We start from the raw sequence: 13,390 nt of genomic DNA, 5'->3' as shown, positions 1-13,390 counted from the left end.
CATGGCTAACATTCCAACTATTTCCTTCGACGCCATCATTATTGGTGGCGGCGGTGCCGGCATGCGCGCAGCGCTGCAGCTGGCCCAGGGTGGTCACAAGACTGCCGTGATCACCAAGGTGTTCCCGACTCGTTCCCATACCGTATCGGCCCAGGGTGGCATCACCTGCGCCATCGCCTCCGCCGACCCGAACGATGACTGGCGCTGGCACATGTACGATACCGTCAAGGGTTCCGACTATATCGGTGACCAGGACGCTATCGAGTACATGTGTCAGGAAGGCCCGGCTGCGGTGTTCGAGCTGGACCACATGGGGCTGCCGTTCTCCCGTACCGAGCAAGGTCGTATCTACCAGCGTCCATTCGGCGGCCAGTCGAAGGATTACGGTAAAGGCGGGCAGGCTGCCCGTACGTGCGCCGCTTCCGACCGTACCGGTCACGCGCTGTTGCACACCTTGTATCAGGGCAACCTGAAAGCCGGTACCACGTTCCTGAACGAGTACTACGCGGTTGACCTGGTGAAGAATGCCGACGGTGCCTTCGTCGGTGTGATCGCCATCTGCATCGAAACCGGTGAAACCACCTACATCCGCGCCAAGGCTACTGTGCTGGCAACCGGCGGTGCAGGTCGTATCTATGCGTCGACCACCAATGCCCTGATCAACACCGGTGACGGCGTCGGCATGGCTCTGCGTGCTGGCGTGCCGGTACAAGACATTGAAATGTGGCAGTTCCACCCGACCGGCATCGCCGGCGCCGGTGTACTGGTTACAGAAGGTTGCCGTGGTGAAGGTGGTTACCTGATCAACAAGCACGGCGAGCGTTTCATGGAGCGTTATGCTCCGAACGCCAAGGACCTTGCCGGTCGTGACGTTGTGGCCCGTTCGATGGTTAAGGAAATCATCGCCGGCAACGGCTGTGGCCCGAACGGCGACCACGTACTGCTCAAACTCGATCACCTCGGTGAGGAAGTGTTGCACAGCCGCCTGCCAGGCATCTGCGAACTGTCCAAGACCTTTGCGCACGTTGACCCGGTGGTTGCTCCGGTGCCGGTTGTTCCGACTTGCCACTACATGATGGGCGGCGTGCCGACCAACATTCATGGCCAGGCGATCACCCAGAACTCCGAAGGCGTGGACGAGATCATCCACGGTCTGTTCGCCGTAGGCGAAGTGGCCTGCGTATCGGTACACGGTGCCAACCGCCTGGGCGGCAACTCGCTGCTCGACCTGGTGGTATTCGGTCGCGCTGCCGGCCTGCACCTGGAAAAAGCCCTGACCGACGGCATCGAATACGATGACGCCACCGACGCCAACATCGAGGCCGCCCTGGCGCGCCTGAACGCGCTGAACGAGCGTACCGATGGCGAAGACGTGGCTACCCTGCGTCGCGAACTGCAAAGCTGCATGCAGAACTACTTCGGTGTATTCCGTACCGGCGAATACATGCAGAAGGGTATTGCCCAGTTGGCCGACCTGCGCACGCGCATCGCCAACGTCAAGATCAACGATAAGAGCCAGGCGTTCAACACCGCTCGTATCGAAGCCCTTGAGCTGCAAAACCTGCTGGAAGTGGCTGAAGCCACTGCGATCGCCGCCGAGGTTCGTAAAGAATCCCGTGGTGCCCACGCCCGTGAAGACTTTGAAGATCGCGACGACGAAAACTGGTTGTGCCACACCCTGTACTTCCCGGGTGACAAGCGCGTAACCAAACGTGCCGTGAACTTCTCGCCGAAGACGGTGCCGACGTTTGAACCGAAGATTCGGACTTACTAAGGGTGGCTGCCATGTTGAAAGTCAGTGTTTACCGCTACAACCCTGATCAGGACGCCGCGCCGTTCATGCAGGAATTTCAGGTCGATACCGGTGGTAAAGACCTGATGGTGCTGGATGTACTGGCACTGATCAAAGAGCAGGACGAAGGTTTTTCCTACCGTCGCTCTTGCCGTGAGGGCGTTTGTGGCTCCGACGGCATGAACATCAACGGCAAGAACGGCCTGGCGTGCATCACGCCGCTGTCTGCTGTTGTTAAGGGTAACAAGCTGATCGTTCGTCCACTGCCAGGTTTGCCGGTTATCCGTGACCTGGTGGTCGATATGAGCATCTTCTACAAGCAATACGAGAAAGTTAAGCCGTTCCTGCAGAACGACACGCCGGCTCCGGCCATCGAGCGTCTGCAGTCCCCTGAAGAGCGTGAAAAGCTCGACGGTCTGTACGAGTGCATCCTGTGCGCTTGCTGCTCGACCTCGTGCCCGTCCTTCTGGTGGAACCCGGACAAGTTCCTGGGTCCAGCTGCCCTGCTGCAAGCGTACCGCTTCCTGGCAGACAGCCGTGACACCAAGACGTCCGAGCGTCTGGCTTCACTGGATGACCCGTTCAGTGTCTTCCGCTGCCGCGGGATCATGAACTGCGTCAACGTATGTCCCAAAGGCCTGAACCCGACTAAGGCCATTGGTCACATCCGTAACATGCTGCTGCAAAGCGGCGTGTAAGCGACGTTGTAGCAAAGCAGGACCGTTGTGCCCGTAAATGCTACGGCGCAGGCTTCAACCGGCGCCGTAGTTTTAACTTGAGCAGCGACTTACAAAGCCGCAGCTCTTATTTTGAAGAAATGAGACAAGCAGGGGCATTCGGGTTGGTACCCGAACTATCAGCGTGATCCTAAGTGGCTTGTTTTGGTCGCTGCACTTGGCCTTTTGCAAGCAAACTCGGTGTTTTCGCCGGTGGTGTCCCCAAATCGAGGGTGACCAAGCATGCAAGAAAGCGTGATGCAGCGCATGTGGAACAGCGGCTATCTTTCAGGTGGTAACGCTGCCTATGTGGAAGAGCTTTATGAGCTCTACCTGCACGACCCTAACGCTGTGCCAGAAGAATGGCGCACCAAATTTCAGACGTTGTCTTCAGACGGCAACGCTGCCACCGATGTATCGCACGCAACAATTCGCGATCAATTTGTGCTGCTGGCAAAGAACCAGCGCCGCGCCCAACCGGTTTCCGCCGGTAGCGTGAGCAGCGAGCATGAGAAGAAGCAAGTTGAAGTATTGCGACTGATCCAGGCTTACCGGATGCGTGGCCACCAGGCGGCCCAGCTTGACCCGCTGGGGCTCTGGAAGCGTCCTGCACCTGCTGACCTGTCGATCAATCATTACGGCTTGACCAATGCCGATCTTGATACGACCTTCCGTGCCGGCGACCTGTTCATCGGCAAAGAGGAAGCGAGCCTACGCGAAATTCACGAAGCGTTGCAGCAGACATATTGCCGCACCATCGGCGCTGAATTCACGCACATCACCGATTCCGAGCAGCGCCACTGGTTCCAGCATCGTCTGGAAGGTGTGCGTGGCCGTCCGGTATTGTCCGCCGACGTGCGCAGCCACTTGCTGGAGCGCGTGACCGCGGCCGAAGGCCTCGAGAAATACCTGGGCACCAAATACCCGGGCACCAAGCGTTTCGGCCTGGAAGGCGGCGAAAGCCTGATTCCAATGCTCGACGAGCTGATCCAGCGTTCCGGTTCCTACGGCACCAAGGAAATCGTGATCGGCATGGCTCACCGTGGTCGCCTGAACGTGTTGGTCAACACCTTCGGCAAGAACCCGCGTGAACTGTTCGACGAGTTTGAAGGCAAGAAGAAAGTCGAGTTGGGTTCCGGTGACGTTAAATACCACCAGGGCTTCTCGTCCAACGTAATGACCACCGGCGGTGAAGTTCACCTGGCCATGGCCTTCAACCCGTCCCACCTGGAAATCGTTTCTCCAGTGGTCGAGGGTTCGGTGCGTGCCCGTCAGGATCGTCGTAACGATTCCACCGGTGAGAAAGTCCTGCCGATTTCCATCCACGGTGACGCGGCATTCGCCGGTCAAGGCGTGGTCCTGGAAACGTTCCAGATGTCGCAGACTCGCGGCTTCAAGACCGGCGGTACGGTTCACATCGTCATCAACAACCAGGTCGGTTTCACCATCAGCAACCCGCTCGACGCGCGCTCGACCGAGTACGCGACCGACGTTGCCAAGATGATCCAGGCGCCGATCCTCCATGTGAATGGTGATGATCCGGAAGCCGTGTTGTTCGTGACCCAGCTCGCCATCGACTACCGCATGCAGTTCAAGCGTGACGTGGTTATCGACCTGGTTTGCTACCGTCGTCGCGGTCACAACGAAGCGGATGAGCCGAGCGGCACCCAGCCGTTGATGTACCAGCAGATCACCAAGCAGCGCACCACCCGTGAACTGTACGCCGACAGCCTGATTACGGCCGGCGTGGTTGACGATGCACGTGTTCAGGCGAAAGTCGACGAATACCGCAACGCGCTGGACAACGGCCTGCATGTAGTAAAAAGCCTGGTTAAAGAGCCGAACAAAGAGCTGTTCGTGGACTGGCGCCCGTACCTGGGCCACGCCTGGACCGCGCGTCACGACACTTCGTTCGACCTCAAGACCCTACAGGAACTGTCCGCCAAGCTGCTGGAAATTCCGGATGGTTTCGTGGTGCAGCGCCAGGTTGCGAAGATCTACGAAGACCGTCAGAAGATGCAAGCCGGCGGCCTGCCGATCAACTGGGGTTACGCCGAAACCATGGCGTACGCGACCCTGGCGTTCGAAGGTCACCCGATCCGCATGACCGGCCAGGACATCGGCCGTGGTACGTTCTCGCATCGTCACGCGGTATTGCACAACCAGAAAGACGCGACCACCTACGTACCGCTGCAACACCTGTACGAAGGCCAGCCACGTTTCGACCTGTACGACTCGTTCCTGTCCGAAGAAGCCGTACTGGCGTTCGAATACGGCTATTCCACCACCACGCCAAACGCGCTGGTGATCTGGGAAGCCCAGTTCGGCGACTTCGCCAACGGTGCCCAGGTGGTTATCGACCAGTTCATCACCAGCGGTGAGCACAAGTGGGGCCGTCTGTGCGGTCTGACCATGCTGCTGCCACACGGTTATGAAGGTCAGGGTCCGGAGCACTCCTCGGCCCGTCTGGAGCGTTACCTGCAGCTGTGCGCCGAGCACAACATTCAGGTGTGCGTGCCGACTACGCCGGCCCAGATCTACCACTTGCTGCGTCGCCAGGTGATCCGCCCGTTGCGCAAGCCGCTGGTAGTGCTGACCCCGAAATCGCTGTTGCGTCACAAATTGGCCATCTCGACCCTGGAAGATCTGGCCGACGGTTCGTTCCAGACCGTGATTCCGGAAATCGACACCCTGGACGCTGCCAAGGTCACTCGCCTGGTCCTGTGCAGCGGCAAGGTTTACTACGACTTGCTGGAAAAACGCCGTGCCGAAGGCCGCGAAGACATCGCCATCGTGCGTATCGAGCAGCTTTACCCGTTCCCGGAAGACGACCTGATGGAGGCCATCGCGCCTTACACCAACCTCACCCATGCGGTGTGGTGCCAGGAAGAACCGATGAACCAGGGCGCGTGGTACAGCAGCCAGCATCATTTGCGTCGCAGCATCGGTAACCACAAAACAGGCCTGGGCCTGGAGTACGCCGGTCGTGATGCTTCTGCTGCACCTGCGTGTGGTTATGCGTCGATGCACGCCGAGCAGCAGGAAAAACTGCTGCAAGATGCTTTCACTGTTTAACGCCTTCGCGCTGACTGAAACCGAATTTTAAGGACCCACAGATAATGGCTATCGAAATCAAAGCCCCGTCATTCCCGGAATCGGTTGCCGATGGCACCGTTGCCACCTGGCACAAGAAACCAGGCGACGCTGTAAAGCGTGATGACCTGATCGTCGACATCGAGACCGACAAAGTCGTTCTGGAAGTGTTGGCCGAAGCTGACGGCGTGCTGGGCGCGATCGTGGCTGAAGAGGGCGCTACCGTCCTGTCGAACCAGATCCTGGGCTCGATCGAAGCGGGCGGCGCTGCTGCGCCTGCTCCGGCCGCCGCTGCTGCTGCTCCGGCTGCCGCACCTGCCGCTGCCGCTCCGGCTGCCGGTGGTGAAGACCCGATCGCTGCACCGGCTGCGCGTCAGCTGGCTGAAGAAAACGGCATCAACCTGGCATCCCTCAAGGGCACCGGCAAAGACGGTCGCGTCACCAAGGAAGACGTGGTTGCGGCTGTTGAAGCCAAGAAAAACGCTCCGGCTGCCGCACCGGCCAAGGCTGCAGCACCTGCTGCCGCTGCGCCTGTGTTCGCTGCTGGCGACCGCACCGAGAAGCGCGTACCGATGACTCGTGTACGTGCCACCGTGGCCAAGCGTCTGGTTGAAGCACAGTCGAACATGGCGATGCTGACCACCTTCAACGAAGTCGACATGACCGAAGTCATGGCCCTGCGTTCGAAGTACAAGGATCTGTTCGAGAAGTCCCACAATGGCGTGCGCCTGGGCTTCATGTCGTTCTTCGTGAAAGCGGCCACCGAAGCGCTGAAACGCTTCCCGGCAGTCAACGCTTCCATCGACGGCAGCGACATCGTTTACCACGGCTATGCAGACGTCGGCGTTGCCGTGTCCAGCGACCGTGGCCTGGTAGTACCGGTTCTGCGTAACGCCGAGCTGATGAGCCTGGCTGAAATCGAAGGCGGCATCGCCGGCTTCGGCAAGAAAGCCCGTGACGGCAAGCTGACCATCGACGAGATGACCGGCGGTACCTTCACCATCACCAACGGTGGTACCTTCGGTTCGATGATGTCGACCCCGATCGTCAACCCGCCGCAAGCTGCGATCCTGGGCATGCACAACATCATCCAACGTCCGATGGCCATCAACGGCCAAGTCGTGATCCGCCCGATGATGTACCTGGCGCTGTCGTACGATCACCGCCTGATCGATGGTAAAGAAGCCGTGACTTTCCTGGTAACCATCAAGAACCTGCTGGAAGACCCGGCTCGTCTGCTGCTGGATATCTGATAGAAGCAGCCTCACGTTGCGAGCTGCAAGCTGCAGGAACAAGCAGCTTGGCTTGCAACGTGGGGCTAAAAGCTTGTCGCAAATAGAGGATCTATTTTCATGACACAGAAATTTGACGTTGTAGTGATTGGTGCCGGTCCTGGCGGCTACGTTGCCGCGATCAAGGCCGCACAACTGGGCCTCTCGACTGCTTGCATCGAAAAATACACCGACAAGGAAGGCAAACTGGCGCTGGGCGGTACTTGCCTGAACGTGGGTTGCATTCCTTCCAAGGCGCTGCTGGACAGCTCCTGGAAATTCCACGAAGCCCAGGACGGTTTCGCGATCCACGGCATCAACCATGCTGGCGTGACCATGGACGTGCCAGCAATGGTCGGCCGTAAAGCCAACATCGTTAAAGGCCTGACTTCCGGCGTTGCCACCTTGTTCAAGGCCAACGGCGTCACTTCCCTGCAAGGCCACGGCAAACTGCTGGCCGGCAAGAAAGTTGAAATCACCAAGCCGGACGGCTCGGTTGAAGTTATCGAAGCCGAAAACGTGATCCTGGCACCAGGTTCGCGTCCAATTGACATTCCGCCTGCTCCAGTTGACCAGAACGTGATCGTTGATTCGACCGGCGCCCTGGAATTCCAGTCGGTTCCCAAGCGTCTGGGCGTGATCGGCGCTGGCGTAATCGGCCTGGAACTGGGTTCGGTATGGTCGCGCCTGGGTTCTGAAGTGACTGTGCTGGAAGCCCTGGACACGTTCCTGCTGGCTGCCGACACCGCCGTGTCCAAAGAAGCGTTGAAAACCCTGACCAAACAAGGTCTGGATATCAAGCTGGGCGCCCGTGTTACCGGTTCGAAGGTCAACGGCGAAGAAGTCGTTGTGACCTACACCGATAAAGAAGGCGAGCAGACCATCACCTTCGACAAGCTGATCGTAGCCGTGGGTCGCCGTCCGGTGACCACCGACCTGCTGGCTTCCGACAGCGGCGTGAACATCGACGAGCGTGGTTTCATCCACGTTGACGATCACTGCGCTACCACCGTGCCAGGCGTGTACGCCATCGGCGACGTGGTGCGCGGCATGATGCTGGCGCACAAGGCTTCCGAAGAAGGCATCATGGTTGTCGAGCGCATCAAGGGCCACAAAACCCAGATGAACTACGACCTGATCCCATCGGTTATCTACACCCACCCGGAAATTGCATGGGTCGGTAAAAACGAACAGCAGTTGAAAGCTGAAGGCGTTGAAGTTAACGTCGGCACCTTCCCGTTTGCCGCTTCCGGCCGTGCCATGGCAGCTAACGACACCGGTGGTTTTGTCAAAGTCATCGCTGATGCCAAGACTGACCGCGTATTGGGCGTCCACGTGATTGGCCCGAGCGCTGCAGAACTGGTTCAGCAAGGCGCGATCGGCATGGAATTCGGCACCAGTGCCGAAGACCTGGGCATGATGGTCTTCTCCCATCCGACCCTGTCCGAAGCGTTGCACGAAGCAGCGTTGGCTGTGAATGGCGGCGCCATCCACATCGCCAACCGCAAGAAGCGCTAAGCGAGATAATAAGAAACCACGGCGGAGTTGCCCGTCGTGAGCCTTGCGCGCAAGACTCACCGCGGAATATCCGCTGGACGCAGCCTTGCACAGCTTTACGGGTGTTAAGCCCAGCAAGTTGTGCAAGCAGCAGTCACAGGTGGCGCGGCACTCATAATGAGCGCAGCGCCGAATGCGCAGTACCTAACGAAGACGGTAAAAAGCATGAATCTTCACGAGTATCAGGGTAAGCAGCTGTTCGCTGAATACGGCCTGCCAGTATCCAAGGGTTACGCAGTAGACACCCCGGAAGCAGCAGCAGAAGCTTGCGACAAAATCGGTGGTACCGAATGGGTTGTCAAAGCCCAGGTCCACGCTGGTGGTCGCGGTAAAGCGGGCGGCGTTAAGCTGGTTCGCAGCAAAGAAGACGCCAAGGCCTTCGCACAGCAGTGGCTGGGCAAGCGTCTGGTGACTTACCAGACTGATGCCAATGGCCAGCCAGTCACCAAGATCCTGGTTGAATCGTGCACTGATATCGCTAAAGAGCTGTACCTGGGCGCTGTCGTTGACCGTTCGAGCCGTCGCATCGTGTTCATGGCCTCCACCGAAGGTGGCGTGGACATTGAGAAGATCGCCGAAGAAACCCCAGAAAAAATTCTGAAAGCCACTATCGATCCACTGGTTGGCGCTCAGCCATTCCAGGGTCGCGAGCTGGCTTTCCAGCTGGGTCTGGAAGGCAAGCAAGTTGCCCAGTTCGCCAAGATCTTCGTAGGTCTGGCCAAACTGTTCCAGGATCACGATCTGGCCCTGCTGGAAGTGAACCCGCTGGTGATCAAGGCTGACGGCGATCTGCACTGCCTCGACGCCAAGATCAACATCGACGCCAACGCCATGTACCGTCAGCCTAAGCTGAAGACTTTCCACGATCCGTCGCAAGACGATCCGCGCGAAGCGCACGCTGCCAAGTTCGAACTGAACTACGTAGCCCTGGAAGGTAACATCGGTTGCATGGTAAACGGTGCTGGCCTGGCCATGGGTACCATGGACATCGTCAACCTGCATGGCGGCAAACCAGCCAACTTCCTCGACGTAGGCGGTGGTGCTACCAAAGAACGTGTGACCGAAGCGTTCAAGATCATCCTGTCCGACTCCAACGTCGCAGCAGTATTGGTCAACATCTTCGGCGGCATCGTTCGTTGCGACATGATTGCCGAAGGCATCATCGGTGCAGTGAAAGAAGTCGGCGTTAAAATCCCGGTTGTTGTTCGCCTTGAAGGTAACAACGCTGAACTGGGCGCTAAAGTACTGGCAGAAAGCGGTTTGAACATCATCGCGGCTACCAGCCTGACCGACGCTGCTCAACAAGTTGTCAAAGCTGCGGAGGGCAAATAATGAGCGTCCTGATCAATAAAGACACCAAAGTTATCTGCCAGGGTATTACCGGTTCGCAAGGTAGTTTCCACACCCAGCAAGCCATCGAATACGGCACCAAGATGGTTGGCGGCGTAACTCCGGGCAAAGGCGGCACCGAGCACCTGGGCCTGCCAGTTTTCAACACCGTGAAAGAGGCTGTAGCTGCCACTGGCGCCACCGCCAGCGTTATCTACGTTCCCGCGCCTTTCTGCAAGGATTCGATCCTGGAAGCGGCATTGGGCGGCATCAAGCTGATCGTATGCATCACCGAAGGCATTGCTACCCTGGACATGCTGGAAGCTAAAGTTCGGTGCGACGAGCTGGGTGTAGTCCTGATCGGCCCTAACTGCCCAGGCGTGATCACCCCAGGCGAATGCAAGATCGGCATCATGCCAGGTCACATTCACTTGCCAGGCAAAGTCGGTATCGTTTCGCGTTCCGGCACCCTGACCTACGAAGCTGTGAAGCAGACGACTGACGCCGGTTTCGGTCAGTCGACTTGCGTCGGCATCGGCGGTGACCCGATCCCAGGCTCCAACTTCATCGACATCCTGAAGCTGTTCCAGGAAGACCCGAAGACCGAAGCGATCGTCATGATCGGTGAGATCGGCGGTTCGGCTGAAGAAGAAGCGGCTGCCTACATCAAGGCCAATGTGACCAAGCCGGTTGTTTCCTACATCGCTGGTGTGACTGCCCCTGCGGGCAAGCGCATGGGCCATGCTGGCGCAATCATCTCCGGCGGCAAGGGCACTGCAGACGAGAAGTTTGCTGCCCTGGAAGACGCAGGCGTTAAAACCGTGCGTTCGCTGGCAGACATCGGCAAGGCTTTGTCCGAGCTGACCGGTTGGGCTGTCAAGTAAGCCTCGCGCTTAGCTGACGCTTCACCACACAAAGGCCACCTTCGGGTGGCCTTTGTGCATTTCTGGGTATCCCATTTTGGCCAATGTACCCGGTTCTATGTGGGAGCTGGCTTGCCTGCGATGGCATCGACGCGTGTTTGCTGGTGCACCTAGGTGTCTGCATCGCAGGCAAGCCAGCTCCCACTGGGCGAATTGCCAAATTAAGTATGAAAACGCGACATTTGAATGTCGCTTATCGGACAGTCCGCCCCGCAACAGTGCGTTTGTCGGCTTAATTCTGTACTCTAGCCGCCTCTTTATGCGTCCGCCTCCCAAAAGGAAGCCGCGCGCTAGACCGGTCGGTCCCCATCCGGGCCGGCAGCAGTTCCCTCATCCACAGGGAATCCCTCTCTAAATTCCGATTCAGTAGTGTGGTATTTCCTGAAATGAAAGTGTTGAAAAGCCAGGACATCCTGGCGTTAGGCTTTATGACGTTTGCCCTGTTCGTGGGCGCCGGCAACATCATCTTCCCGCCTATCGTTGGTTTGCAGTCCGGGCCGCACGTCTGGATGGCAGCGCTGGGCTTTCTGATCACCGCGGTCGGTTTGCCGGTGGTTACCGTGATTGCCCTGGCCAAAGTCGGCGGCGGCATGGACGCGTTGAGCAGCCCGATCGGTAAGATCGCCGGTGGCCTGCTGGCGGCGGCGGCGTACCTGGCGGTAGGTCCGCTGTTCGCCACCCCGCGTACCGCAACCGTTTCGTTTGAAGTGGGCCTGGCGCCGCTGACCGGCGAAAGCCCGCTGGCACTGTTCCTCTACAGCTCGGTGTACTTCCTGCTGGTGTTCTTCATTTCCCTGTACCCAGGGCGTCTGCTGGACACCGTAGGGCGTTTCCTTGCACCGTTGAAGATCATCGCCCTGGCCGTGCTGGGCATCGCTGCGTTTGCCTTGCCGGCCGGTGATGTCGGTGTCGCCACCCCGGAATACGTGGCTGCACCGTTCTCCCAGGGGTTTATCAATGGTTACCTGACCATGGACACCCTCGGCGCGCTGGTATTCGGCATCGTTATCGTCAACGCGATTCGCTCCCGTGGTGTTGAGTCGCCCAAGTTGATTACCCGTTACGCGATCATTGCCGGGCTGATTGCCGGCGTGGGCCTGGCGCTGGTGTACATCAGCCTGTTCCGCCTGGGTTCGGGCAGCCATGCCGTGGCGGCCGGTGCCAGCAATGGTGCAGCCGTGCTGCACGCCTACGTGCAACACACCTTCGGCTCCCTGGGCAGCGGCTTCCTCGCCGTGCTGATCTCCCTGGCGTGCCTGGTCACCGCCGTGGGCCTGACCTGCGCCTGCGCCGAGTACTTCAGCAAGGTCCTGCCACTGTCTTACAAGACGCTGGTGGTGATTCTGGCGCTGTTCTCGCTGTTCGTGTCCAACCTGGGCCTGACCAAGCTGATTGCCTTCTCGATCCCGGTACTTACCGCGATCTACCCGCCGTGCATCGTGCTGGTGGCCCTGAGCTTCTGCAAAGACTTCTGGCAGGAGCAGGGCCGTATTGTTGGCCCGGTGATGCTGGTGTCGTTCATCTTTGGTTGCATCGATGCGCTCAAGGGCGCTGGCCTTGCCGATTGGATGCCTGCGCAGTTGGCGCATCTGCCGCTGAGTGAGCAAGGCCTGGCGTGGCTGGTGCCGTCGGTGATGACGTTGGGCGTGGCGGTAGTGGTTGACCGCATGCTCGGCAAGCGCAGCGAAGCGATCGCCTGACCTGCGCCGCACGCTTCACGGAAATGCCCCGTATCAATCGATACGGGGCATTTTTTATGCCTGCAAGACCACACCCTCTAAAGTGTGGAATACGGTCAGTGTGGGAGCTGGCTTGCCTGCGATGGCGTTGGTTCAGTCACTGCTGTGTCGCCTGATCCACCACTATCGCAGGCAAGCCAGCTCCCACCTTTTTAACCGTGTTCGTCTTCATCCATCGCATACAAGGCCCGCGCATGTCGTTCATCGAAACCAACCAAATCCACCTGCTGGCCGCCTTCTGGTTCGCCCTGTGCTGGGGTGGTTACACCCGTTATGCCAGCTGGAAAGCCCGTGACACCGCCTGCCTGGCCAGCGTGCTGCACCTGTATCGCGAAGACTGGATGCGCCGCATGCTGCTGCGTGATAACCGGATTGCCGACGCCAGCGTGATCGGCAACCTGGAGCGCAACGCCTCGTTCTTCGCGTCCAGTACGTTGATTATCCTCGCGGGTATTCTCACTGTGCTGGGCGCGTCCGAGCGCGCAGTATCGTTACTGGCGGACATTCCCATGGTGCAGCAGGCGTCCCAGGGCATGTCGGAAATCAAGCTGCTGTGCCTGGCGCTGGTGTTCGTCTATGCGTTCTTCACGTTCAGTTGGTGCATGCGCCAATACAATTTTGCCGCCGTGCTGGTGGGGTCGGCGCCGATGATCGGTGAGCGGCATGTGTCGGAGCAGGAACGCAAAGCATTTGCCCTGCGGGCGGCGCGGGTGATTTCGATGGCGGCCAACCAGTTCAACTTTGGTCTGCGTTCGTATTACTTCGGCATGACCATGCTGGCCTGGTTTGTCAGCCCCTGGTTGTTCATGCTGATGAGCAGCGGGGTGGTGCTGGTGCTGTATCGCCGCGAGTTTCATTCCGACGTACTGCAGGTGATGGTCTACACGCCGACCGATATGCCAGTGGCTGAGCCGGCTAAAGACGCCGTGTCTTAACTGGAAGCACCGGTGTTAGTCCGGCTTTATTAAAC

9 protein-coding genes are annotated in these 13,390 nt (G+C 58.8%); all 9 read left to right on the top strand.

Going from position 1 to position 13,390, the window contains the following annotated elements; genetic code table 11:
• The first annotated feature begins 1 nt into the window (after window position 1).
• Window positions 2-1,774: a succinate dehydrogenase flavoprotein subunit gene (gene sdhA / locus AOA59_RS30090; RefSeq protein ID WP_099489981.1), complete on the top strand. Its 1,773-nt coding sequence runs from the start codon at window positions 2-4 to the stop codon at window positions 1,772-1,774.
• Window positions 1,775-1,785: 11 nt separating this feature from the next.
• Entirely contained in the window at window positions 1,786-2,490 is a 705-nt protein-coding gene (locus AOA59_RS30085) for a succinate dehydrogenase iron-sulfur subunit (protein ID WP_003172807.1), read from the top strand.
• 261 nt (window positions 2,491-2,751) lie between these two features.
• Window positions 2,752-5,583 (top strand): 2-oxoglutarate dehydrogenase E1 component, encoded by a 2,832-nt coding sequence (locus AOA59_RS30080; protein ID WP_017134445.1) that lies wholly within the window; start codon window positions 2,752-2,754, stop codon window positions 5,581-5,583.
• Window positions 5,584-5,627: 44 nt separating this feature from the next.
• Window positions 5,628-6,854, top strand: coding sequence for a 2-oxoglutarate dehydrogenase complex dihydrolipoyllysine-residue succinyltransferase (gene odhB, locus AOA59_RS30075; protein ID WP_058421396.1), 1,227 nt, complete (start codon window positions 5,628-5,630; stop codon window positions 6,852-6,854).
• A 99-nt stretch (window positions 6,855-6,953) separates the two neighbouring features.
• Window positions 6,954-8,390: a dihydrolipoyl dehydrogenase gene (gene lpdA / locus AOA59_RS30070; protein ID WP_056859732.1), complete on the top strand. Its 1,437-nt coding sequence runs from the start codon at window positions 6,954-6,956 to the stop codon at window positions 8,388-8,390.
• Window positions 8,391-8,594: 204 nt separating this feature from the next.
• Window positions 8,595-9,761, top strand: a complete 1,167-nt coding sequence (sucC, locus tag AOA59_RS30065; RefSeq protein ID WP_003210567.1) for an ADP-forming succinate--CoA ligase subunit beta — start codon at window positions 8,595-8,597, stop codon at window positions 9,759-9,761.
• A complete protein-coding gene (gene sucD, locus AOA59_RS30060; RefSeq protein ID WP_065929498.1) occupies window positions 9,761-10,642 on the top strand; it encodes a succinate--CoA ligase subunit alpha in 882 nt (293 codons plus the stop codon). The genes sucC and sucD overlap by 1 nt, the downstream gene beginning before the upstream one ends.
• Window positions 10,643-11,067: 425 nt before the next feature.
• On the top strand, window positions 11,068-12,381 hold the full coding sequence (brnQ, locus tag AOA59_RS30055; RefSeq protein WP_056859730.1) for a branched-chain amino acid transport system II carrier protein: 1,314 nt from the start codon (window positions 11,068-11,070) through the stop codon (window positions 12,379-12,381).
• A 233-nt stretch (window positions 12,382-12,614) separates the two neighbouring features.
• A complete protein-coding gene (locus AOA59_RS30050; protein WP_056859729.1) occupies window positions 12,615-13,355 on the top strand; it encodes a DUF599 domain-containing protein in 741 nt (246 codons plus the stop codon).
• Window positions 13,356-13,390: the final 35 nt, after the last annotated feature.

This window comes from Pseudomonas sp. 2822-15 (assembly GCF_002742515.1).
GTDB lineage: Bacteria > Pseudomonadota > Gammaproteobacteria > Pseudomonadales > Pseudomonadaceae > Aquipseudomonas > Aquipseudomonas salomonii.
The sequence above is the reverse complement of the archived record's forward strand: the minus strand, read 5'-3'. Positions and strand labels throughout refer to the sequence as shown.

Bases quoted from the DNA above. Each gene is read 5' to 3' on its own strand.
- brnQ (WP_056859730.1), top strand. From the start codon at position 11,068: ATGAAAGTGTTGAAAAGCCAGGACATCCTGGCGTTAGGCTTTATGACG.
- sdhA (WP_099489981.1), top strand. From the start codon at position 2: ATGGCTAACATTCCAACTATTTCCTTCGACGCCATCATTATTGGTGGC.
- lpdA (WP_056859732.1), top strand. From the start codon at position 6,954: ATGACACAGAAATTTGACGTTGTAGTGATTGGTGCCGGTCCTGGCGGC.
- sucD (WP_065929498.1), top strand. From the start codon at position 9,761: ATGAGCGTCCTGATCAATAAAGACACCAAAGTTATCTGCCAGGGTATT.
- AOA59_RS30050 (WP_056859729.1), top strand. From the start codon at position 12,615: ATGTCGTTCATCGAAACCAACCAAATCCACCTGCTGGCCGCCTTCTGG.
- AOA59_RS30085 (WP_003172807.1), top strand. From the start codon at position 1,786: ATGTTGAAAGTCAGTGTTTACCGCTACAACCCTGATCAGGACGCCGCG.
- odhB (WP_058421396.1), top strand. From the start codon at position 5,628: ATGGCTATCGAAATCAAAGCCCCGTCATTCCCGGAATCGGTTGCCGAT.
- AOA59_RS30080 (WP_017134445.1), top strand. From the start codon at position 2,752: ATGCAAGAAAGCGTGATGCAGCGCATGTGGAACAGCGGCTATCTTTCA.
- sucC (WP_003210567.1), top strand. From the start codon at position 8,595: ATGAATCTTCACGAGTATCAGGGTAAGCAGCTGTTCGCTGAATACGGC.